A 22941-nucleotide genomic window follows, 5' to 3' on the forward strand; every position below is an offset into this window, starting at 1 on the left:
CGCTTCACGGGAACAGTAGCGTGCTGGCAATGCATCATTGAGGTATACACAGAACAACTGTAGGAGCGAGCCTGCTCGCGATAGCGGTGTATCAGCCAACACAAATGTTGAATGTCACTCCGTCATCGCGAGCAGGCTCGCTCCTACAGGTTCTTTACAGTGCTTGCGGAGTCGAGCGGGCGACAATGGCTTCCACGTCCAGGCCGCGCGGCAATGCGCCGTACACCCGGCCGCCGCCATCCAGACGACTGGTAATAAACGCATCACTGACCACCGCATTCCCGGCTTCCAGCAACAGCTTGGCCTGCAACCCCAGCGCAATGTCCTCGGTCAACTGCCGGGCACGGTACTGAATGTCGCTGGTGTCCTTGAAGGCCGCCTGCAACTGATTGATGTGCGCAGCCAGACGCTTGTCGCCATGGCCATCGCCCAACTCGCTGAACAGTGCATCGAGCACACCCGGTTCTTTCGACAGGGCACGCAGCACATCCAGGCATTGCACGTTGCCGGAGCCTTCCCAGGTCGAATTCACCGGCGCTTCACGGTAGAGGCGCGGCAGGATGCTGTCTTCGACATAACCTGCGCCGCCCATGCATTCGGCCGCTTCGTTGATCATGGCCGGCGCCCGCTTGCAGATCCAGTATTTGCCCACCGCCGTCACCAGCCGAGCGAATTTGGCTTCCTGCGAATCGTCCAGATGATCAAGCGCCCGGCCCATGCGCAGGCTCAAGGCCAAGGCGGCTTCGCTTTCCAGCGCCAGATCCGCCAGCACGTTCTGCATCAACGGCTGTTCGCTGAGCAGTTTGCCGCCCACCGAACGGTGAGCGCAGTGATGGCTGGCCTGGGTCAGCGCCTGACGCATCAGCGAACTGGAGCCGACCATGCAATCGAAGCGGGTCATGGCGACCATCTCGATGATCGTCGGAACGCCACGGCCCTCTTCACCGACCATCCATGCCAGTGCGCCACGGAACTCCACTTCACTGGAGGCGTTGGAGCAATTGCCGAGCTTGTTCTTCAGGCGCTGGATGTAGAACTGATTGCGCGTATCGTCCGGACGATGGCGCGGCAGCAGGAAACAGGTCAGGCCCTTGTCGGTCTGCGCCAGGGTCAGGAAGGCGTCGCACATCGGCGCCGAGCAAAACCATTTGTGCCCCACCAGTTCATAAGCCTGGCCCGGACCGCTGGCACCGACCGGATACGCCTTGGTGGTATTGGCCCGCACATCGGTACCGCCCTGCTTCTCGGTCATGGCCATGCCGATGGTGACCCCGGCCTTGTGGGCCATGCCGACATTGCGCGGGTCGTATTCGGTGGCGAGGATTTTCGGCAGCCACTTTTCCGCCAGGTCTGGTTGCAGCCGCATGGCCGGAACGCTGGCGAAGGTCATGGTCAGCGGGCAGCCGCTGCCGGCTTCGGCCTGGCTGTGCAAGTACGTCATGGAAGCGCGGGCCACGTGGGCGCCGGACTGCGGATGAGCCCAGGGCAATGAGGTCAAGCCGTGCTCAACCGCCGTGCGCATCAGCTCGTGATAGGCCGGATGAAATTCCACCAGGTCGATGCGATGACCAAACCGGTCATGGCTGTTGAACACCGGCTTGTTCTGATTGGCCAGGAACCCGGCCTCCATCAACGGGCCACCGGCCAGCGCGCCATAGGCGTCGATCCGCGATTCGGCCCAACCGGCCCCGAACCGCCGCGACCACTCCTGCAACGGCAAGTCGATGCGGTACAGGTTGGCGCCGTCCAGTGACGGAGGCTGGTTGGTGACTTCGTGGGTTTCGGCGAACTGATGCAGGTTCATGACAGGGCTCCTTTGGTCGGCCAAGGGACTTCAGTTAAGCACCGCCCCTCGGCCGATCAAAGTGTCATATCCGCCTAACTGTCGGCGCTTTCGCCCTGTTGTGAGCAGAGCACGCGGCGGTAGAGGGCGGCCTGCAAGTCTTCGAATTTCACCGGTTTGTTCAAGTGATCTATCACCGCGCCGGTCGGGCAGCGCTCACGGTCACCGCCCAGGGCGATCAGGAACAACGGCAGTTCGGCATAACCGGGTAACGCGCGGATCCGGCAGCACACCGACTCACCGTCCTGCTGTGGCAACTGACAATCGACCAGCACCGCGTCAAACACTTCGCGCCGCAAGAGACCGAGCGCGGCATCGACGCTGTCGGCCGTACGTACGCGAAAGCCCAGCTTGAGCAACATGCCGCGCATCACCAACTGGCTGATGCCGTTGTCATCCACCAACAGCACGGCACAATCCTGAGGCAAGCGCAGGCGCGGAAAATCCCTGGTCATCAACGGCGTCACCGGACGCTCGGCCAGCGACAGCCCGACTTCCACATCCAGCTGAAACCGGCTGCCGCGTCCTGGCTCGGAGCGATGAGTCAGGCGTCCACCGAGCAATTCGACCAACTGTCGGCAGATCGCCAGGCCAACCCCCAGGCCACCGTATTCACGGGTCATCGAGCCGTCGAGCTGGAAGAAGCGTTGATACATCGTGGCCTCCCCCAAATCGGTGAAGCCAATGCCCGTGTCGATCACTGCAAAGGTCAAGGCCAGACGGTCGGGCTCAATGGCCTTGCCGCTCACCCGCAGGGCCAGGCCGCCGACCCTGGTGAACTTGATGGCGTTATCCAGCAGGCATTCCAGGCACTGCGCAATCTTGACGTTATCGCCGAGCAAGCGATCCGGCACACCTGGCGCGACATCGACCTTGAAGTCCAGCGACTTGCTCGACGCGTTGCCCTCGAACTGCGTGCGCAGAGCCTCGACCACGCCACGCAAGCTGAAGGTGTCGGCCGAGGCCTTGAGTTTGCCGGCCTGCAATTCGGTGAGGGTGAGGATGCCGTTGACCATGCGCATCATGTCCCGGGCCGATCCAGACGCCGTCTGCTGATACTGCTCAAGCTCCGGGTCCATCTCGACCGTCTGCATCAGTTCCAGCGAACCGATCACACCGTTCATGGGCGTGCGCAATTCGTGGGTCAGGGTGGCAAGGAACTCGTCCTTGAGCTTGTTACTGCGGGCCAGTTGCTGGTTGAGGACTTCAAGCTTCTGGCTGGCGTCGAACAGGGTTTGAGCCTGCTGTTCGCGCATGGCGTTGATGCGGTCGGCCAGCGCCAGGGACAGCAGCGCCACTTCGATGGCCGAGCCGATCTGGCTGGAATACATGGTCAGGAACACGTTCGGCAAGTACCCCAGCACCATCAGCGTATTGATGATGCCGCCGAGCAAAAACGCCGACCAGGCAATGATGAAATACCGCGCCACCCGCAGCCCTCGCAGCCAGGCAAAGATCCCGGCGGCAAAAATCACCACGGTGAACGTCAGCGCCAGGGCCGTGGCCAGGCGCAGGGCCAGGGCGTAGCTGGTCATCAATGACAGGCCGACCACCAGCGCACTGAAGGCAACCAGCGCCAGCAACAGGCGGTCAAGCCAGCGACTGTGGGTAGCCATTTGCAGGAAACTGCGGGCGAACTGACTGCCGAACAGCCCCGCACAGCCGATGAAAAACGGCGTAGCGGCGTTGGCCCACCATGGATTGTCCGGCCAGAAATACTGCACCGCCGCACCGTTTACCGACAGCTGATACAAGCCGAACGAGGCGATATAGAAGATGTAGTAGAGGTAACTGGTGTCGCGCACGCTGAGGTAGATGAACAGGTTGTAGACCAGCATTCCCAACAGCACCCCGTAGATCAGCCCCAGTACGTAGAGGCGCACGGGCTGCTCTTCGAGGTAGGCGGTGCTCGACCACAAGGTGACGGGCGCCTGGATCGAGCCTTCGCTTTGCAAGCGCATGAAAACGGTTTCGGCCTGGTCCGGCTTGAACGTCAGGTCGAACAGATAGTTATTCTGACGAATCTCGCGGCTGGCGAAGGGCAAGGCATCGCCGGTCTGACTGACCAACTGATAGTTGCCCGCCGCATCCGGCAAATAGAGATCGAGACGATCGAGGGGCGGATAGGCCAGTTCCAGCAGCCAGGTCCTTTGCGCCGCCGGATTGGCCGGACGGTAATGCAGGTCGATTTTCAGCCAGAACACCGAACGTGAGTACCCGGCGTTGAGCGTGTCCTTGTGGTGCGGTTTGAAGTTGCCGGCCGCCGCATGCGCACGGATATCCGCGATGGTCGCCTGACCACCTGCATCCTCATAGACCTGCAGGGTTCGGCCCAAGGGGAGGCTTTGAGTGAACTCGTCGAACTCGACGGCGTTTGCCAGGAGGGGCAAACACAACAGCAACATCAGCAAATAGCGCATTGAAGCCCCAGCGTGGCCTGTCCGGTTCTGTCAGGAAGCCCCCCATTCCTTTTGAGCAGACGTAAAACCGGCATCACCTGTTATTGGTTTGGATCCACTCTAGCATAGCCGCTGATGGCCATTGAATACCATTGAAATTTTTCATGAAAAGGCTCTAGGACGGGCATTTCAGCGACACCACTGAACGATTATCAATGGCAAAAAAATCACCATGGCGAGGGGGCAAGTCCCCCCACCACAATGTATCGACCAAACACACCGCCACAACACCCGAAAAACAGGTTTGGTGGTAAGCTCGCGCACCATGAATATCTACAGCTCTCGCCCCGTTGTCCTCTGTCTCTCCGGCCACGACCCAAGTGGTGGCGCCGGCTTGCAGGCAGATATCGAAGCCCTGCTCGCTCAGGGTTGCCATGCGGCTCCGGCCGTCACCGCCCTGACCGTGCAAGACACCGTCAATGTCACGGACTTCCGCGTCCTGGACCGTGAGTGGGTACTGGCCCAGGCCAATGCCGTGCTCAACGATTCCGAAGTCGCGGCGGTCAAGCTGGGCATGCTCGGTTCTCTGGAAATGGTCGACACCGTGGTCGAACTGCTTTCGGCGCACCCGCACTTGCCGGTGGTCTGCGACCCGGTGCTGCGCGCCGGCGGCGGCGGACGCCTGGGCAAGGATGAAGTCGGCTACGCCATGCGCGAACGCCTGCTGCCCCTGTCGATCATAGCGACCCCCAACCTTCCCGAAGCCCGTATCCTCGCCGAACTGCCCGACGGCACCGCGGACGAGTGCGCTGAAAAACTCCTGCCGTTCGTCAAACACCTGCTGATCACCGGCGGCCATGGCGACGAAACTGAAATCCACAATCGCCTGTACAGCCGCGATGGCCTGCGCGAAACCTATACCTGCCAGCGTTTGCCGGGCAGTTATCACGGTTCCGGATGCACCCTGGCCAGTGCCCTGGCCGGTCGTCTGGCCCAGGGCGAAAACCTCGCCAGTGCCGTGCAGACCGCGCTTAACTACACATGGCGCACCCTGCGTGATGCCGAGCAACTGGGCAAAGGCCAGTTCGTGCCGCGCCGCTTGCCACTGGATTTCTGTTCGTAACTTCTCTTTGTAATGCGGTGAGGCTTGTCCGATGAAACTACGTGGCCTGTACGCCATTACCGACAGCCATTTGCTGGACGGTAAGTTGCTCAAGTACGTGGAGGCGGCGCTCGAAGGCGGCGTCACCTTGCTGCAATACCGCGACAAGAGCAGCGACGACGCCCGTCGCCTGCGTGAGGCCGAAGCCTTGCGCGGGTTGTGCGAACGCTACAAGACGCAGTTGATCATCAACGACGACGCCGAGTTGGCGGCACGCCTGAACGTGGGCGTGCACCTGGGCCAGACCGACGGCCCGCTGACTCCGGCCCGCGCACTGCTCGGGCGCCAGGCGATCATCGGTTCAACCTGTCATGCGCAGCTCGAACTGGCCGAGCAGGCCGCCAAGGAAGGTGCCAGCTATGTCGCCTTTGGCCGCTTCTTCAACTCCAACACCAAGCCCGGCGCCCCGACCTGCAGCCTCGACCTGCTCGACCAGGTCCGCAAGCAGTTGCACTTGCCGATCTGCGCGATCGGCGGCATCACCCTGGATAACGCCGCCCCGCTGGTGGCCCATGGCGTCGATCTGTTGGCGGTGGTGCATGGCCTGTTTGGCGCCGAGAGCACGGCTGAGGTCACCCGCCGCGCCCGCGCCTTCAACGAATTGTTTTCTATTTAAGCTTTAAATCTGATTTGAGAGCCCGATCATGTCTCGTTCCGAAACCCTGTTTGCCAATGCCCAGAAACACATTCCCGGTGGCGTGAACTCGCCGGTTCGCGCGTTCAAAAGTGTCGGCGGCACTCCGCTGTTCTTCAAACACGCCGAAGGCGCCTACGTCACCGACGAAGACGACAAGCGCTATGTGGATTACGTCGGTTCCTGGGGTCCGATGATTCTCGGCCACAGCCACCCGGACGTACTGGACGCCGTGCGCAAGCAGCTTGAGCACGGCCTGTCCTACGGCGCCCCGACCGAGATGGAAACCCAGATGGCCGACCTGGTCTGCTCTCTGGTGCCGTCGATGGAAATGGTGCGCATGGTCAGCTCCGGCACTGAAGCGACCATGAGCGCCATTCGCCTGGCCCGTGGCTTCACAGGCCGCGACAGCATCATCAAATTCGAAGGCTGCTACCACGGTCACTCCGACAGCCTGCTGGTCAAGGCCGGTTCCGGCGCACTGACCCAGGGCGTACCGAGCTCGGCCGGTGTACCGGCGGCATTCGCCAAACACACCCTGACCCTGCCGTTCAACGACATCGACGCGGTAGAAACCATGCTCGCCGAAGTCGGCCAGGACGTGGCCTGCATCATCGTCGAGCCAGTAGCCGGCAACATGAACTGCGTGCCGCCGGCACCGGGTTTCCTCGAAGGCCTGCGGACCCTGTGCGACAAGCACGGCGTGGTGCTGATTTTCGACGAAGTGATGACCGGTTTCCGTGTCGCCCTCGGCGGCGCCCAGGCGTACTACGGCGTGACGCCGGACCTGACCACCTTCGGCAAGATCATCGGTGGCGGCATGCCGGTCGGCTGCTTCGGCGGCAAGCGTGAAATCATGCAGCGCATCGCCCCACTGGGCCCGGTCTACCAGGCAGGCACGCTGTCCGGCAACCCGCTGGCGATGGCCGCCGGCCTGACCACACTGCGCCTGATCAGCCGCCCGGGCTTCCACGCCGAGCTGACCGACTACACCACTCGCCTGCTCGACGGCCTGCAACAGCGCGCCGATGCGGCCGGCATTCCGTTCGTGACCACCCAGGCCGGCGGCATGTTCGGCCTGTACTTCAGCGGTGCCGACGATATCGTCACCTTCGATGACGTCATGGCCAGCGACGCAGCCCTGTTCGGTCGTTTCTTCCACCTGATGCTCGAAGGTGGCGTGTACCTGGCACCGAGTGCATTCGAAGCCGGTTTCACTTCGATCGCCCACGGCGAAGCTGAACTGAAGCTGACCCTGGACGCCGCCGAGCGCGCCTTCGCGGCCTTGAAGTAACGCTCAAATGCTGACGTTGGCCCTTGCCAGCGTCAGCTTTCGCCTGCATTCCCACGTTTTTTCCTGCTCCTCTGCTGATAATCCCCCGCAAAGTGGGTGATAAATTTCCCGCGCAGCAGAAAAACGAGTAAAGACTTTGTAAGGTTGGCCCTGCTTATTTCATAATGCGCGCTTATTGGATCCCCTCGATGGGTCCGCGCGCCCTTCAGAGGTAAGTCGATTCCCATGAACCGCACCGGCCGCACCCTTGCACTGGGCTGCCTGTTGCTTCTTCAGCCCCTGCTCGCGCACGCACAAGCAGGCGGCAACTCGTTGTTAATCCCAGCGATGGGTCGCTGCACCCTCAATACCCAGCCGCAAGACCTGGAACAGGCGCTCACCGCCTGCCAGAAAGCGTCGGAAGAAGGGGATGCGCAAGCGCAATACGAGTTGGGTGAGTTCTACTACGAAGGCAAAAACACGCCGCGCGACCTCAATCAAGCCCTGAGCTATTTCGAAAAAGCCTCGCTGCAAGGCCACGCCCAGGCACAATTCAAACTCGGCACCATGTTCTTCCACGGCGAAGGCGTGCCGGCCAATAACGTTCAGGCGTACATCCTGCTGAAGATGGCGGCGGTCAATGGCGCCGAAGAGGCCCTGGACACCGCCGACGAAGTCACCGAAAAGATGCCCCGCGAAGAGCTGGAGCTTGCTACCCAGGTGCTCGGGCAAATCTTCCGTAAATACTTGATGGAACTGCAGAGCGCTGACGGGCGTACGCCGTTCGCGCCACTGCCCTGATTCTTGGCTTGATCTGACTGGCCCCATCGCGAGCAGGCTCGCTCCTACACTGGAACCTCCAAACACTGAAGACCAACTGTAGGAGCGAGCCTGCTCGCGATTGGGGGTGACTAGGTCTCGCGACTTACTTCTCAGGCATCGGCATCGGAAACGGCATGACATTGCCGACCGCGCCACGGGCTTCGCTGATTTTCGGTGTTCCCATACGCTCGACTTCGTCGATACGCACGATCGAATGCATCGGCACAAAACTGCGCACCACGCCTTCGAACTGAGCCTTGAGTTTTTCTTCGCTCGGATCGACGACCACTTGCGTGCGCTCGCCAAAGACGAACTCTTCCACTTCCAGAAAGCCCCACAGATCACTTTGATAGATCTGCTTGGCGTACATTTCGAACACCTGGCCCTGGTTGAGGAAAATCACCTTGTAGATTGGAGCTTCACGTTTGGTCATGGCGGGCGAGCAACACATCGGGGGATAAAAATGAGGGCGCGAACTATAGCATAGCCATTGGACGCGCAGCGGTAGGAACCTGGGTACATGTTCCCTATAATGCGCGGTTCTTTGAATCACGTGATGACTCTATTCCATGGCCAAGAAGCTTTACATCGAAACCCACGGTTGCCAGATGAACGAGTACGACAGCTCGCGCATGGTCGATCTGCTGGGCGAACATCAGGCCCTGGAAGTCACCGCCCGCGCTGAAGACGCCGATGTGATCCTGCTCAACACCTGCTCGATCCGCGAACGTGCACAGGACCGTGTCTATTCCCAGCTCGGCCGCTGGCGCGAACTGAAGCTGGCCAACCCTGACATGGTGATCGCCGTCGGCGGTTGCGTGGCCAGCCAGGAAGGCGCCGCCATCCGCGATCGCGCGCCGTACGTCGACGTGGTCTTCGGCCCGCAGACTCTGCACCGCCTGCCGGAAATGATCGACGCCGCGCGCATCACCAAGCTGCCGCAAGTCGACGTCTCGTTCCCGGAAATCGAAAAATTCGACCATTTGCCCGAGCCCCGCATCGACGGCCCGAGCGCTTACGTGTCGGTGATGGAAGGCTGCAGCAAATACTGCACCTTCTGCGTGGTGCCCTACACCCGTGGCGAGGAGGTCAGCCGGCCGTTCGACGATGTGCTTGCCGAGATCATTCACCTGGCCGAAAACGGCGTGCGGGAAGTGACGCTACTGGGGCAAAACGTCAATGGCTATCGCGGGACTACTCACGATGGGCGCCTGGCCGACCTGGCCGAGCTGATCCGCGTGGTCGCTGCGGTCGAGGGCATCGACCGCATCCGTTACACCACGTCGCACCCGCTGGAATTCTCCGACAGCCTGATCCAGGCCCACGCCGACGTGCCGGAACTGGTCAAGCACCTGCACTTGCCGGTGCAATCGGGCTCGGACCGCATCCTCGCCGCGATGAAGCGCAACCACACCGCGCTGGAATACAAATCCAAGCTGCGCAAGCTGCGCGCCGCCGTGCCGGGAATCTGTATCAGCTCGGACTTCATCGTCGGCTTCCCCGGCGAGACCGAGAAAGATTTCGAACAAACCATGAAGCTGATTGCCGACGTCGGCTTCGACTTCTCCTACTCGTTCGTCTACAGCCAGCGCCCGGGCACTCCGGCCGCCGACCTGGCGGACGACACCCCGGAAGAGCTGAAGAAAGAACGCCTGAACGCACTGCAACATCGCTTGAACCAGCAAGGTTTCGAGATCAGCCGACAAATGGTCGGTTCGATCCAGCGGATCCTGGTGACCGATTACTCGAAAAAAGACCCGGGCGAGCTGCAAGGCCGGACCGAGAATAATCGTATCGTCAATTTCCGCTGCGACAATCCGACCCTGATCGGCCAGTTCGCGGATGTGCACATCGATGCCGCGCAGCCGCACTCGTTACGGGGTTCGCTGATCCAATAACACCGAAGATCCCTGTGGGAGCGAGCTTGCTCGCGATAGCGTCAGGCCAGACAACTCATTTATTGAATGTCAGGCCGTCATCGCGAGCAAGCTCGCTCCCACAGGGGCCGCGCCAGACGCAAGGATCGGATTGCAATATTTAAGAGCTTTCGCACCCACGCCACTGGCGCTATCCTTGATTCATCACTATTGCCCCAGGGCGGCTAAATACGACCTTGAACGCACCCATAGAACCACATCGTTTCATCCTCGAGCCTTTTGAAGCTCGTCGCTTCGCCAATCTGTGCGGGCAATTCGACGAGCACCTGCGCTTGATCGAACAGCGCCTGACCATTGAGATCCGCAATCGCGGAAACCAGTTCGAGCTGATCGGCGAACCCAAACACACCACCTCCGCGGAAAACCTCCTGCGCCGCCTGTACCGGGAAACCAAGGGTACCGAGCTGTCGCCGGACATGGTGCACCTGTTCCTGCAGGAATCGGCCGTCGAGCAGCTGGACAACCACTCCCCCGCCGAACCGTCCGTGGCCTTGCGCACCAAGAAAGGCATGATTCGCCCACGCGGCTTGAATCAAGTGCGCTACGTGAAGGAAATCCTCGGTAACGATATCAACTTCGGCATCGGCCCGGCCGGTACCGGCAAGACCTACCTGGCCGTGGCCTGCGCGGTGGATGCACTGGAGCGCGAGCAGATTCGCCGCATCCTGCTGGTTCGTCCGGCGGTCGAAGCGGGTGAAAAACTCGGCTTCCTGCCCGGCGACCTGTCGCAAAAAATCGACCCGTACCTGCGCCCGCTCTACGACGCGCTTTACGAAATGCTCGGCTTCGAATACGTCGCCAAGCTGATCGAGCGCCAGGTGATCGAAGTCGCGCCGCTGGCCTACATGCGCGGCCGTACGCTGAACAACAGCTTCATCATTCTCGACGAAAGCCAGAACACCACGGTCGAACAAATGAAGATGTTCCTGACCCGGATCGGCTTCGGTTCCACGGCCGTCATCACCGGGGACATCACCCAGGTCGACCTGCCACGCGGCACCAAGTCCGGCCTGCATCACGTGATTGAAGTGCTCAAGGATGTACCGGGGATCAGCTTCACCCATTTCCAGCCCAAGGACGTCGTGCGCCATCCACTGGTGCAGCGCATCGTCGAAGCCTATGAGCGCTTCGAAACCAAAGCGGCCGAAGATGCCGCCGCCAAGGATAGCCGCCGCGATGCTTGAGCTTGACCTGCAAATCGCTACCGAAGCCTGCGCCCCCGGCGAAGCGGAGTTCCGCCAGTGGTGCGAACTGGCCCTGCGCCAGCGCACCGCCGACTCGGAGATGACCATTCGTCTGGTCGACGAAGCCGAAGGGCGCGAGCTGAATCACACCTGGCGGCAAAAGGACTACGCAACCAACGTCTTGTCATTCCCGGCCGACGTGCCGGATGAGTTCCTCGACATCCCGCTGCTGGGCGATCTGGTGATCTGCGTAGCCGTGGTCGAGCGCGAAGCCGCTGAACAGGGCAAGGCACTCAAGGCCCATTGGGCGCATCTGGTGATTCACGGCTGCTTGCATCTGCTTGGTTACGACCATATTGATGACGAGGAAGCCGAAGAAATGGAAGCACTGGAACGAACGTTGCTTGCAGAACTGGGCTTTCCCGATCCGTACGCGGACGACGAAACCGACGCACTCCCTACCGAAACAACAAAGGATTCAGAGTAATCGCTATGAGCGAAGATCGATCGAGCAACGGGCAGAAGTCATGGCTGGGTAAGCTCACCCAGGCTTTTGCCCACGAGCCGAAAAACCGCCAGGAGCTGCTGGAGCTGCTGCGCGATGCACACCAGAACAAACTGCTGGACAGCGAAGCGCTGGCCATTGTCGAAGGCGCCATCCAGGTGGCTGACTTGCAGGTCCGGGACATCATGGTCCCGCGCTCGCAAATGGTCAGCATCAAGGCGACCCAGACACCCCGCGAGTTCCTGCCTGCCGTGGTCGACTCGGCCCACTCCCGCTACCCGGTGATCGGCGAAAGCCACGATGACGTGATGGGCGTGTTGCTGGCCAAGGACTTGCTGCCGTTGATCCTCAAGGAGAACGGCGACAATTTCAACATCAAGGACCTGCTGCGCCCGGCCACCTTCGTGCCGGAATCCAAGCGCCTTAACGTGCTGCTGCGCGAATTTCGCGCCAACCACAACCACATGGCCATCGTCATCGACGAGTACGGTGGCGTGGCAGGCCTGGTGACCATCGAAGACGTGCTGGAACAGATCGTCGGCGATATCGAAGACGAACACGACGTCGAAGAAGACAGCTACATCAAGCCGCTGCCCAGCGGTGATTTCCTGATCAAGGCCCTGACACCGATCGAGAACTTCAACGAGTTTTTCGACAGCGAGTTCTCCGACGACGAATTCGACACCGTTGGCGGCCTGGTGATGAGCGCGTTCGGGCATTTGCCAAAACGTAACGAAATCACTGAAATCGGCCCGTACCGCTTCCGCATCCTGAACGCCGACAGCCGTCGGATTCACTTGCTTCGCCTGACGCCCATTGCTCGCTAAGGATTGAAATGCGCTGGACAACCCGCCCCGGCTGGCCCGGTAACCTGCTGGCCGTGGCGGCCGGTGCAATCACCACACTGGCCCTGGCGCCGTTCGATATCTGGCCACTGGCACTGCTCGCCGTCGGGCTGTTCTATGCGGGCCTGCGCGAGCTGAGCCCGCGTCAGGCACTGGGTCGAGGCTGGTGTTTCGGTTTCGGCCTGTTCGGTGCCGGCACCAGCTGGATCTACTACAGCATTCACCACTTCGGCGGCGCCTCGGTCTTGCTGGCCGGCTTCCTGATGCTGCTCTTCACCGCGGCGATTGCCTGGTTCTTTGCCCTGCCCGCCTGGATCTGGGCGCGCTGGCTGCGCCGAAATGAAGCGCCGCTGGCCGACGCCCTGGCCTTCGCGGCACTGTGGGTCGACCAGGAAGCCTTCCGCGGCTGGTTCCTGACAGGGTTCCCGTGGCTGTATTCCGGTTACAGCCAGCTCGATGGTCCGCTGGCCGGGCTCGCGCCTATCGGCGGGATGTGGCTGATTTCCTTCACCCTGGCCCTGACGGCCGCGCTGATCTACAACGGCTTGCGCCTGGTTCGCACGGGGCGCAAAGGCTTCATCGCCGCCGGCGCATTGCTGCTGGTCGGGCCATGGCTGGTCGGCATGACCCTCAAACATCATGCCTGGACCAGCCCATCGGGCCCGCCACTGAGCGTCGCCGCCATTCAGGGCAACATCGAACAAAGCATGAAGTGGGACCCGGCGCAGCTCAACGCGCAACTGGCGTTGTACCGCGACATGAGTTTCAGCTCCAGGCGAGTCGACCTTCTCATTTGGCCGGAAACGGCGATCCCGGTGCTCAAGGAGTCCGCCGAGGGCTACCTGAACATGATGGGCAGCTTCGCGGCCGAGCGTAAATCGGCGCTGATTACCGGCGTCCCGGTCCGCATGGAGGTCCACCACGAGAAGCGCTTCTTCAATGGCATCACCGTTGTCGGCGAAGGCGACGGCACCTACCTCAAGCAAAAACTGGTGCCGTTTGGCGAGTATGTTCCGCTGCAGGAGGTGTTGCGCGGGCTGATCGCCTTCTTCGACCTGCCAATGTCGGACTTCGCTCGCGGCCCGGCTGACCAGCCGCTGCTGCAAGCCAAGGGTTATCAGATCGCGCCATACATCTGTTATGAGGTGGTTTACCCGGAATTCGCCGCCAGCCTTGCCGCCCGCAGCGACCTGTTGCTGACCATCAGCAACGACACCTGGTTCGGCACCTCCATCGGCCCGCTGCAACACCTGCAGATGGCGCAGATGCGTGCGCTGGAGGCTGGCCGCTGGATGATCCGCGCCACCAACAACGGCGTGTCCGGCCTGATCAACCCGTTTGGTCAGATTACCGATCAGATCCCGCAGTTCGAACGCGGCATCCTGTATGGCGAAGTGGTGCCGATGCACAACCTCACGCCGTACCTGGAATGGCGTTCGTGGCCATTGCTCATTCTCTGCGTGTTGTTGTTTGGCTGGGCGCTGATTGCGAGCCGGATGGCCAAGACCGTCTGAACTGACACCGCATAAAAACTGTAGGAGCGAGCTTGCTCGCGAAGGTGTATCAGGCGCCGCTGTGTTGACTGACACACCATCGCGAGCAAGCTCGCTCCTACAGGACGTGGGTAACCGTTCGGTTATCGGTAGAACAACGAATAACCGATCTGCCCCACCGCCTCGTTCATCAACTGTCCGTTCTGCCAGATCGCCTTGTACTCCGGCATCCAGCCACCCAGTGGCCGCGCATTGTCGCCGCCCAGAAACCCTACCGGCGCCGGTACCACCTCGAACCCGGCCTTGCGGAAACTCCAGACCGCCCGTGGCATATGCCCGGCATGAGTCACGAGCACCACGCGCTTGATACCCTGTGGCAGCAACACCTGGGCGCTGAACTGCGCATTTTCCCAGGTCGTGCGGCTGCGTCCTTCCTGCCAGCGCACGGTCACGCCAAAATCGTCACGCAAGGAGTCAGCCATCATCTGCGCCTCGCTTGGCGGAGTGCCGTAATGCAAGCCGCCGCTGGTCAGTACCGGCAGGCCGGAAGCCTTGGCCAGCCGAGCGGCAAAGCGCTGGCGTTCCAGGCCGATACCCGTTGGCTGGTCGGCACCCCAGGCCACATCACCACGCTCGCGCCCGGAACCAAGAACAACGATGGCGTCCGCGCGCTGCCCCAGCACCGCCCATTCGTCGCGAGCCAGCGGTGGTTCACGTTCGAGCAGGCCGGCACTCCACTGCACCACCACCGGCAGGCTCATCAGCCAAAGACCACCCAGCCCCAGTGCAAAGCACACACCGGCAAGCCTTGGCCTTGAGCGGCGCAACCACCAGGCAAGCAAAAGCAGCAGCAATAGAATGCCGGGGGGCAATAGAAGTTGTTTTACAAAGTAACGAAAAGGCATCGAGCATCTCCTGGAGATGCCCGAAGCCTAAGTGGGTTAGCGCAATGCGACAATCAATACAGAAGGACTATGCTTCAAAAAACCATGGAGCACGGCTCTGCGTCTTATTTGAACTGCAAAGACCGGACCTTTACCGCGTCTCTGCCGGGAACCTTGTCCTTGAGCCAGATGATCTTGGCGGAGCGTGGTGCGTCGAGTTGCTTTACCGCCTCTGACAAGCATCCGTGCGTCTCACGCTCACTGCGATCCAGATACGCCTTGACCAGTGCAAACTCTGCGAGGCTGAGGCCACGCAGTTCCAGCTCCAGAGGGCGTACGTCACGCAACCGGCCAGCAGTTCTTGCCGCTTCCAGGGCCAGGGCCAAACGATCGATCAGTCTTTCGTACAGCTCCGGTTTCGTAGCTTTTTGCTGTGACTCAACCATCCCTCACCTCATTGGAAGATAAGACCTACTCCCCAGTTAGAGCTTAGCCTCCATGAACAAACCGGCTGAGCGCCGCGACCAACGGCCCTCGCGGCGGCTTTCGCGAGACGCGCGGCAGCAATCAGGGTTTCCCTCGGTAGAGCGCGGTCATGTATGCTACGGCGCTTCCTGTAACTCCACTTCCAGCTCGGCTGGACATCGAAAACGCCAATGTGGCGAGATCAGCGTCCAGCGTTGCATTGAAGAGGATTAGGCCACCCCTATTCAGTTCAAAAGTAGCCATGCACGAACAATATCAGCCCCGTGAAATCGAAGCCGCCGCCCAGTCGTTCTGGGACGAGCAAAAGTCCTTTGAAGTCAGTGAACAGCCAGGCAAGGAGACTTACTACTGCCTGTCGATGTTCCCTTACCCCAGCGGCAAGCTACACATGGGGCACGTGCGCAACTACACCATCGGCGACGTGATCTCCCGCTACCAGCGCATGCAAGGCAAGAACGTTCTGCAACCCATGGGTTGGGACGCCTTCGGCATGCCGGCGGAAAACGCCGCGATGAAGAACAACGTGGCGCCCGCCAAGTGGACCTACGAAAACATCGCCTACATGAAGTCCCAGCTGCGCAGCCTGGGCCTGGCGGTGGACTGGTCCCGCGAAGTGACCACCTGCAAGCCCGATTACTACCGCTGGGAACAATGGCTGTTCACTCGCCTGTTCGAAAAAGGCGTGATTTACAAAAAAAGCGGCACCGTGAACTGGGACCCGGTCGACCAGACCGTTCTGGCCAACGAGCAAGTGATCGACGGCCGTGGCTGGCGTTCCGGCGCGCTGATCGAAAAGCGCGAAATCCCGATGTACTACTTCAAGATCACCGCCTACGCGGATGAGCTGCTGGAGAGCCTCGACGAACTGACTGGCTGGCCTGAACAGGTCAAGACCATGCAGCGCAACTGGATCGGCAAATCCCGCGGCATGGAAGTGCAGTTCCCGTACAACGTCGACTCCATCGGCGAAGCCGGCGCGCTGAAAGTCTTCACCACCCGTCCGGACACTCTCATGGGAGCGACTTATGTCGCCGTGGCCGCCGAGCACCACCTGGCCGCCCTCGCCGCCAAGAACAATCCCGAGCTGCAGGCATTCATCGCTGAATGCAAGGGCGGCAGCGTGACCGAAGCCGACGTTGCCACCCAGGAGAAAAAAGGCCTGCCGACCGGCCTGTTCGTCGAGCACCCGCTGACTGGCGAAAAACTGCCGGTCTGGGTCGCCAACTATGTGCTGATGCACTACGGCGACGGCGCGGTGATGGCGGTTCCGGCCCACGACGAGCGCGATTTCGAATTCGCCCACAAGTACAACCTGCCGGTCAAATCGGTCGTGCGCACCAGTTCCGGTGACAGCAACCCGGCGCCATGGCAAGACGCCTACGGCGAGTACGGCACGCTGATCAATTCCGGCGAGTTCGACGGCCTCGACTTCGCAGGCGCCTTCGACGCCATCGAAGTCGCGCTGATCAAGAAAGAGCTGGGCACCTCGCGTACCCAGTTCCGCCTGCGCGACTGGGGCATCAGCCGCCAGCGTTACTGGGGCTGCCCGATCCCGATCATCCACTGCAACACATGCGGTGACGTGCCGGTACCGGAAGATCAACTGCCTGTCGTGCTGCCGGAAGACGTCGTACCCGACGGCGCCGGTTCGCCACTGGCGCGCATGCCCGAGTTCTACGAGTGCAGCTGCCCTAAATGCGGCCAGCCAGCCAAGCGTGAAACCGACACCATGGACACCTTCGTCGAGTCCTCGTGGTACTACGCCCGCTACGCCTCGCCGCACTTTGAAGGCGGCCTGGTGGAAAAATCGGCGGCCGACCACTGGCTGCCGGTGGATCAGTACATCGGCGGTATCGAACACGCGATCCTTCACCTGCTCTACGCGCGCTTCTTCCACAAGCTGATGCGCGACGAAGGTCTGGTGAGTTCCAACGAGCCGTTCAAGAACCTGCTGACCCAGGGCATGGTGATTGCCGAGACTTACTATCGCCGCGAAGCCAATGGCGCTTACACCTGGTTCAACCCGGCGGACGTCGAGCTTGAGCGTGACAGCAAGGCCAAGGTCATCAGCGCCAAGTTGAAATCTGACGGCCTGCCGGTGGAAATCGGCGGCACCGAGAAGATGGCCAAGTCGAAGAACAACGGCGTCGACCCTCAGTCGATGATCGACCAGTTCGGCGCAGATACCTGCCGCCTGTTCATGATGTTCGCTTCGCCACCCGACATGAGTGCGGAATGGTCCGACTCCGGCGTCGAAGGCTCGCACCGTTTCCTCAAGCGCGTCTGGCGCCTGGCTCAAGCCCACGTCACCCAGGGTCTGCCGGGCAAACTGGACGTCGCTGGCCTGAATGACGAGCAAAAAGCCGTTCGTCGCTCGATCCACCTGGCCATCAAGCAGGCCAGCCAGGACGTCGGCCAGAACCACAAATTCAACACCGCCATCGCCCAGGTGATGACGCTGATGAACGTACTGGAAAAAGCCGCGCAAGGCACCGAACAGGATCGCGCTCTGGTTCAGGAAGGCCTGGAAGCCGTGACCCTGCTGCTGGCTCCGATCACGCCGCACATCAGCCACGAGCTGTGGAATCAACTGGGTCACGCTGAACCCGTGATCGACGCCGGTTGGCCGGTGGTGGATGACAGCGCTTTGGTACAGGACAGCCTGCAACTGGTGATTCAGGTCAACGGCAAGCTGCGTGGCCACATCGAAATGCCGGCCAGCGCCAGCCGTGAAGAAGTCGAAGCCGCCGCCCGTGCCAACGAGAACGTGCTGCGCTTCGTCGACGGTCTGACCATTCGTAAAGTGATCGTAGTGCCCGGGAAACTGGTCAATATCGTCGCCAGCTAATTGGATCAGGCGCCAGGTGAGCCTGGCGCCGAGTAAAACCTTTCGGGCCGCTTGATCGGCCCACATGGTTTCAAGGGGAGCAACAAGATGATCAAACGCAATCTGCTGGTGATGGGCCTCGCGGTTCTGCTGAGCGCCTGCGGTTTCCAGCTGCGCGGCACCGGCACCAATGAACTGGCGATCAAGGAACTCGACCTGAGCGCACGTAACGCTTATGGCCCAACCGTTACCCAGTTGCGTCAGGTACTGACTGGCAGCGGCGTCAAGGTCTATAACGGCGCTCCTTACAAGCTGGTGCTGACCAATGAACAGGAAACCCAGCGCATCCTCAGTTACGCAGGGGCCGGTCATGCCGGCGAGTACCAGATCACCACCGTGCTGAACTACGACATCCTTGGTCGCGGTGATCTGGCACTGCTGAGCGACAAAATCGAAGTGCAGAAAATCTACATGCACGACGGCAACAACCTGGTGGGCTCTGACCAGGAAGCTGAAACAGCCCGGACAGAAGGTCGCCGGGAGATGGTCCAGCGCATGATGCTGCGCCTGGAACAACTGAGCCCGACCCAACTGAACAAGTTGCAACAGACCGCCGAAGCCAGAGCCAAGGCTGATGCCGCGGCACTGGAAGCGGCAAAGAAGGCTGAAGCGGATACCCCGCGTCAGTCGCCTGTCGAACTGCCGCAGCAGTAAGACTTACGGGGCGCCCGGGCGCCCCGTTCGCCCCCTCTTATGAAGCTCGCCCCCGCCCAACTCGCCAAACACCTGCAAGGCGCCCTTGCGCCGGTCTATATCATCAGCGGCGATGACCCGTTGTTGTGCCAGGAGGCGGCCGACGCTGTTCGCGCTGCCGCCCGTCAGCAGGGATTCGATGAACGCCAGGTGTTTGCCGCCGACGCCAGTTTCGACTGGGGGACGCTGCTGCAAGCCGGTGCCAGCATGTCGCTGTTCGCCGAAAAGCGCCTGCTGGAACTGCGCCTGCCTTCCGGAAAACCCGGCGACAAGGGCGCCGCCGCGCTGATCGAGTACTGCTCGCGTCCGGCCGACGACACCATACTGCTGATCAACTTGCCGAAACTCGATGGCAGCGCGCAGAAAACCAAGTGGGGCAAAGCGCTGGTCGAAGGACAGCAGACCCAGTTCGTGCAGATCTGGCCGGTCGATGTTGCCCAGTTGCCAAGCTGGATCCGCCAACGTTTGTCCCAGGCCGGGCTTTCCGCCAGCCAGGACGCCGTTGAGCTGATCGCGGCGCGGGTAGAGGGCAATTTGCTGGCCGCCGCCCAGGAAATCGAAAAGCTCAAACTGATGGCCGAAGGCGGCCAGATCACTGTTGAAACCGTGCAGGCCGCGGTGGCTGACAGTGCGCGCTTCGACGTCTTTGGCCTGACCGATGCGGTGCTCAATGGTGAAGCGGCCCACGCGTTGCGCATGCTCGAAGGGTTGCGCGGTGAAGGCGTCGAGCCGCCGGTGATTCTCTGGGCCCTGGCCCGGGAGTTGCGCCTGCTGGCCAATATTTCCCTGCAATACAGCCAGGGTACGCCATTGGACAAGGCCTTCAGTCAGGCCAAACCGCCGGTCTGGGACAAACGTAAACCGTTGGTGAGCAAAGCCCTGCAGCGCTACTCGGCACAACGCTGGGCACAACTGCTGCTCGAAGCGCAACGCATTGATGCGCAGATCAAGGGCCAGGCGGCCGGTTCGCCGTGGATGAGTTTGAGCCGGTTGACGTTGCTGATGGCTGGGCAGCGCCTGACCCTGCCCGCTGAGTAACCCCGCTCCTTGTAGGAGCGAGCTTGCTCGCGAAGGTCGTTAACGATAACGCAGACGTTCTGATTTAACGCGGCGCCCTCAAGTGCTTCGCGAGCAAGCTCGCTCCTACAAAGAGCGGCGCTTTTTCAGACAGACATCGGGACTGGACAGCCTTTCAACTTCGGCCGATGATTCGCCTCGCAAAATCCATTCACTTGCGAGAAGTCACCATGAGCAAAAAGCCGTCGAAACACGGCCCAAACAAGGCCAAATCCATCATCGCCCAGCCATTGTTCCGCAGCCGCCTGGAACGCCCGGCCAAGGGCAAAGGCAGTTACCGCCGCGAAGCCTTCCAGTCTGACAGCTGGGAGGCTTCTTACTTTCTGGCTGCATAAAGCAGAACACCCCTTCGACATGTTAAGGTCTGTACCTGATTCGTATTCCCTGGACCCGTGCATGCCCTTTTGTCTTTCCCGTCGTTGGCACTTACGCCAATTGATCGCTGCCTCCAGCCTTGTTTTGCTTGTCGCCTGTGCGGAAAAACCGACCGCAGCCGACGCTCAGCCGCTTCCTGTCGCTACCGCCCCGGCGGTTGTTCCGCCAGTGGTTCCGACCGGTGAGAACCTCGACATCCAGCCGACCCAGACCTTCGCCGAATGGCAGGCGGGTTTCCGCAAGGATGCCCTGGCCGCCGGTATCCGCGCCGATCTGTTTGATCGCGCTTTCGCCAATGTCAGCTTCGACCCCAGCGTGATTCGCGCCGACCGCAGCCAACCGGAATTCGCAAAACCGGTGTGGGAATACCTGGACGGTGCCTTGTCGCCGCTGCGGGTACGCAAAGGCCAGTCGCTGGTCGACCAGTACGCTGACGTCCTGCAAAGTATCGAGCAGCGCTATGGCGTCGATCGCCAGGCACTGGTGGCGGTCTGGGGAATGGAAAGTAACTTCGGGCAATTCCAGGGCAGCAAGTCGGTGATCAACTCGCTGGCGACCCTGGCCTACGAAGGCCGCCGTCCCGGCTTCGCCCACGCGCAATTGATCGCGGCCCTGCAAATCCTGCAACAAGGCGACATCGAACCCGAGAAGATGCTGGGTTCCTGGGCCGGCGCCATGGGCCAGACCCAGTTCATCCCGACCACCTACAACACCCACGCCGTCGACTTCGATGGCGACGGCCGTCGCGATATCTGGGGCAGTTCGGCTGACGCCCTGGCCTCGACCGCGCATTACCTGCAAAGCTCCGGCTGGCAGAGAGGACAGCCGTGGGGCTTTGAAGTCCAGCTGCCGAGCGGTTTCAATTACCTGCTGGCCGATGGCACGATTCGCAAGAGTGTCGCCGAATGGCGCCAACTGGGCGTTACGCTGCCCGACGGCGGCCAGGTCCCGGCAGGCTCGGAGCAGTTGTCCGCCGCACTGTTGCTGCCGGCCGGTTACCGCGGCCCGGCCTTCCTGGTGCTCGACAACTTCCGTGCGATTCTCAAGTACAACAACTCGTCGTCCTACGCCCTGGGGGTGAGCCTGTTATCGGAACGCTTCAACGGCACGGGCCTGATCAGCGGTACGTGGCCAAAGGATGACCTGCCTCTGAGCCGTACCGAGCGGATCGAGCTGCAGAACCTGCTGAGCGCGCAAAACTATGACGCCGGCACCGCCGACGGGATCATCGGCGCCAACACCCGCAAGGCGATCCGCAGCGCCCAGCAGTCGTTTGGCTGGCCGGCGGACGGGTATCCGACGCACAAGTTGCTGGAAGGCTTGCGTAACCGCTAAAAGCTTCGCGGGCAAGCCCGCTCCCATATTAACGACACAAATCAATGTGGGAGCGAGCCTGCTCGCGATGACTGACTAACAGGCGATAAAAATCTAGCGCCTGACCACCACATCCTGCTCCAGCACCAATTCCTTGCTCCCCGCATCCAGCCTGACCAACGCCCCCATGGGCAGCGTCAGGTTCGGGTCGCAATGCCCGCTGCGCCACCCGGACAGCACCGGAATCTTCAATGGCTCGAAGGTCTGCTTGAGCAACCTGTCCAGCGCTGCCACCTCAACCCCCGCCACATCCCCGACCAACACACCGCGCAGCTTGTGCAACGTGCCTGCCAGACGCAGATGGGTGAGCAACCGATCGATGCGATACAGCGGCTCGTTGATGTCCTCGATCAACAGAATGACGCCCTCGGCGTCAATCTCGTAAGGCGTGCCCATGGTCGCGGCGATCATGGCCAGATTGCCTCCGAGCAAACGCCCATGAGCCACGCCCGGTTCGATCGTGGTCAGCGGGTAAGCCACCGGATGAGCCAGCACCGTGCCCGCCCTCACCTGCCCGCGCAGCATGTTGAAGAACGAAGACTCCGTAGGTATTTGCTTGTCACCCAACAGGTCGGCATTGAGCATCGGACCATGAAAGGTCACGAAGCCGGCATAACGACTGATCGCCAAATGCAGCGCAGTGATGTCGCTGTAGCCGACGAACGGCTTGGCGTTGTCACGCAGCAAATCAAAATCGATGCGGTCGAGCAGTCGCGGCGTGCCGTAACCCCCACGCAGGCAGATGATGGCATCCACCTCCCTATCGGCGAACGCTGCATGCAGATCGCCGAGTCGCACCTCGTCGCTACCGGCCAGGTAGCCGTTTTTTTCGTAGACCCCGGGATACACTTTCAGTGAATAACCCCGGGCGCGCATCCATTGCACCGCCTTGTCGGTGTCCAGCGGCGCGGGACCGGCAGGTGCGATGACGCCGATCATGCCTTCCGACGGCAATGCCGGGACGGGAGCATGAGGGCAAAGGGTGTGGGTCGGTCGAGCGGTCATCCGTGAATCTCCCTGCGTGAAATCTTCAGCACACAGTAGTCAGGAACGGGGACAAACAGAAGA

At 61.2% G+C, this 22941-nt stretch carries 20 protein-coding genes; 14 read left to right on the top strand and 6 right to left on the bottom strand.

What is annotated here, in order from left to right; all coding sequences use genetic code 11:
• Nucleotides 1-154: 154 nt before the first annotated feature.
• Complete coding sequence (locus AC3ITA_RS25285; RefSeq protein ID WP_150672683.1) at nucleotides 155-1804, bottom strand: acyl-CoA dehydrogenase family protein; 1650 nt, start codon at nucleotides 1802-1804, stop codon at nucleotides 155-157.
• Nucleotides 1805-1878: 74 nt separating this feature from the next.
• Nucleotides 1879-4263: a 7TM diverse intracellular signaling domain-containing protein gene (locus AC3ITA_RS25290; RefSeq protein WP_489278665.1), complete on the bottom strand. Its 2385-nt coding sequence runs from the start codon at nucleotides 4261-4263 to the stop codon at nucleotides 1879-1881.
• Between the two features lie 304 nt (nucleotides 4264-4567).
• On the opposite strand from AC3ITA_RS25290, the gene AC3ITA_RS25295 reads away from it, so the two are divergent.
• From AC3ITA_RS25295 to AC3ITA_RS25310, 4 genes are all read left to right on the top strand, one after another.
• Entirely contained in the window at nucleotides 4568-5365 is a 798-nt protein-coding gene (locus AC3ITA_RS25295; RefSeq protein ID WP_095941999.1) for a hydroxymethylpyrimidine/phosphomethylpyrimidine kinase, read from the top strand.
• A 31-nt stretch (nucleotides 5366-5396) separates the two neighbouring features.
• The gene (gene thiE, locus AC3ITA_RS25300) at nucleotides 5397-6020 is read left to right on the top strand and encodes a thiamine phosphate synthase (RefSeq protein WP_489278668.1); all 624 of its coding nucleotides are present in this window, start codon (nucleotides 5397-5399) and stop codon (nucleotides 6018-6020) included.
• A gap of 28 nt (nucleotides 6021-6048) precedes the next feature.
• On the top strand, nucleotides 6049-7332 hold the full coding sequence (gene hemL / locus AC3ITA_RS25305; protein ID WP_056728829.1) for a glutamate-1-semialdehyde 2,1-aminomutase: 1284 nt from the start codon (nucleotides 6049-6051) through the stop codon (nucleotides 7330-7332).
• Between the two features lie 225 nt (nucleotides 7333-7557).
• The gene (locus AC3ITA_RS25310; RefSeq protein ID WP_095941997.1) at nucleotides 7558-8112 is read left to right on the top strand and encodes a tetratricopeptide repeat protein; all 555 of its coding nucleotides are present in this window, start codon (nucleotides 7558-7560) and stop codon (nucleotides 8110-8112) included.
• A 124-nt stretch (nucleotides 8113-8236) separates the two neighbouring features.
• Here the strand turns inward: AC3ITA_RS25310 and AC3ITA_RS25315 are convergent, their stop codons facing one another.
• The gene (locus tag AC3ITA_RS25315) at nucleotides 8237-8566 is read right to left on the bottom strand and encodes a DUF1820 family protein (RefSeq protein ID WP_008052403.1); all 330 of its coding nucleotides are present in this window, start codon (nucleotides 8564-8566) and stop codon (nucleotides 8237-8239) included.
• Between the two features lie 136 nt (nucleotides 8567-8702).
• On the opposite strand from AC3ITA_RS25315, the gene miaB reads away from it, so the two are divergent.
• From miaB to lnt, 5 genes are all read left to right on the top strand, one after another.
• Nucleotides 8703-10031, top strand: coding sequence for a tRNA (N6-isopentenyl adenosine(37)-C2)-methylthiotransferase MiaB (gene miaB / locus AC3ITA_RS25320; protein ID WP_095941996.1), 1329 nt, complete (start codon nucleotides 8703-8705; stop codon nucleotides 10029-10031).
• A gap of 215 nt (nucleotides 10032-10246) precedes the next feature.
• Nucleotides 10247-11254, top strand: a complete 1008-nt coding sequence (locus tag AC3ITA_RS25325) for a PhoH family protein (RefSeq protein ID WP_095941995.1) — start codon at nucleotides 10247-10249, stop codon at nucleotides 11252-11254.
• Entirely contained in the window at nucleotides 11247-11741 is a 495-nt protein-coding gene (ybeY, locus tag AC3ITA_RS25330) for an rRNA maturation RNase YbeY (RefSeq protein ID WP_095941994.1), read from the top strand. Before AC3ITA_RS25325 ends, ybeY begins: the two co-directional genes overlap by 8 nt.
• 5 nt (nucleotides 11742-11746) lie before the next feature.
• Nucleotides 11747-12586 (top strand): CorC family transporter, encoded by an 840-nt coding sequence (locus AC3ITA_RS25335; RefSeq protein ID WP_008022962.1) that lies wholly within the window; start codon nucleotides 11747-11749, stop codon nucleotides 12584-12586.
• 8 nt (nucleotides 12587-12594) lie between these two features.
• Nucleotides 12595-14118 carry an apolipoprotein N-acyltransferase gene (gene lnt / locus AC3ITA_RS25340; protein ID WP_489278672.1) on the top strand — a complete coding sequence of 508 codons (1524 nt, stop codon included), beginning with the start codon at nucleotides 12595-12597 and terminating at the stop codon, nucleotides 14116-14118.
• A gap of 122 nt (nucleotides 14119-14240) precedes the next feature.
• On the opposite strand, the gene AC3ITA_RS25345 is transcribed toward lnt, so the two are convergent.
• Both AC3ITA_RS25345 and AC3ITA_RS25350 read right to left on the bottom strand, forming a co-directional pair.
• Nucleotides 14241-15002, bottom strand: a complete 762-nt coding sequence (locus tag AC3ITA_RS25345) for a YdcF family protein (protein WP_489278674.1) — start codon at nucleotides 15000-15002, stop codon at nucleotides 14241-14243.
• A 104-nt stretch (nucleotides 15003-15106) separates the two neighbouring features.
• Nucleotides 15107-15427 (bottom strand): hypothetical protein, encoded by a 321-nt coding sequence (locus tag AC3ITA_RS25350; RefSeq protein ID WP_095941991.1) that lies wholly within the window; start codon nucleotides 15425-15427, stop codon nucleotides 15107-15109.
• A 281-nt stretch (nucleotides 15428-15708) separates the two neighbouring features.
• Here AC3ITA_RS25350 and leuS point away from each other — a divergent pair, with 281 nt between their 5' ends.
• The 5 genes from leuS to AC3ITA_RS25375 all read left to right on the top strand — a co-directional run bounded on the left by leuS (nucleotide 15709) and on the right by AC3ITA_RS25375 (nucleotide 21834).
• The gene (gene leuS / locus AC3ITA_RS25355; RefSeq protein ID WP_489278675.1) at nucleotides 15709-18315 is read left to right on the top strand and encodes a leucine--tRNA ligase; all 2607 of its coding nucleotides are present in this window, start codon (nucleotides 15709-15711) and stop codon (nucleotides 18313-18315) included.
• Nucleotides 18316-18402: 87 nt separating this feature from the next.
• Entirely contained in the window at nucleotides 18403-19008 is a 606-nt protein-coding gene (locus AC3ITA_RS25360; protein ID WP_095941989.1) for an LPS-assembly lipoprotein LptE, read from the top strand.
• Nucleotides 19009-19047: 39 nt separating this feature from the next.
• Entirely contained in the window at nucleotides 19048-20085 is a 1038-nt protein-coding gene (holA, locus tag AC3ITA_RS25365; RefSeq protein WP_095941988.1) for a DNA polymerase III subunit delta, read from the top strand.
• A gap of 209 nt (nucleotides 20086-20294) precedes the next feature.
• Nucleotides 20295-20459 carry an alternative ribosome rescue factor ArfA gene (gene arfA / locus AC3ITA_RS25370; protein WP_095942068.1) on the top strand — a complete coding sequence of 55 codons (165 nt, stop codon included), beginning with the start codon at nucleotides 20295-20297 and terminating at the stop codon, nucleotides 20457-20459.
• 61 nt (nucleotides 20460-20520) lie between these two features.
• Nucleotides 20521-21834, top strand: coding sequence for a lytic murein transglycosylase (locus AC3ITA_RS25375; protein ID WP_489278678.1), 1314 nt, complete (start codon nucleotides 20521-20523; stop codon nucleotides 21832-21834).
• A gap of 93 nt (nucleotides 21835-21927) precedes the next feature.
• Here the strand turns inward: AC3ITA_RS25375 and AC3ITA_RS25380 are convergent, their stop codons facing one another.
• Nucleotides 21928-22878 (bottom strand): S66 peptidase family protein, encoded by a 951-nt coding sequence (locus AC3ITA_RS25380; RefSeq protein WP_095941986.1) that lies wholly within the window; start codon nucleotides 22876-22878, stop codon nucleotides 21928-21930.
• Nucleotides 22879-22941 lie beyond the last annotated feature (63 nt).

The organism is Pseudomonas sp. GL_090 (assembly GCF_057837765.1).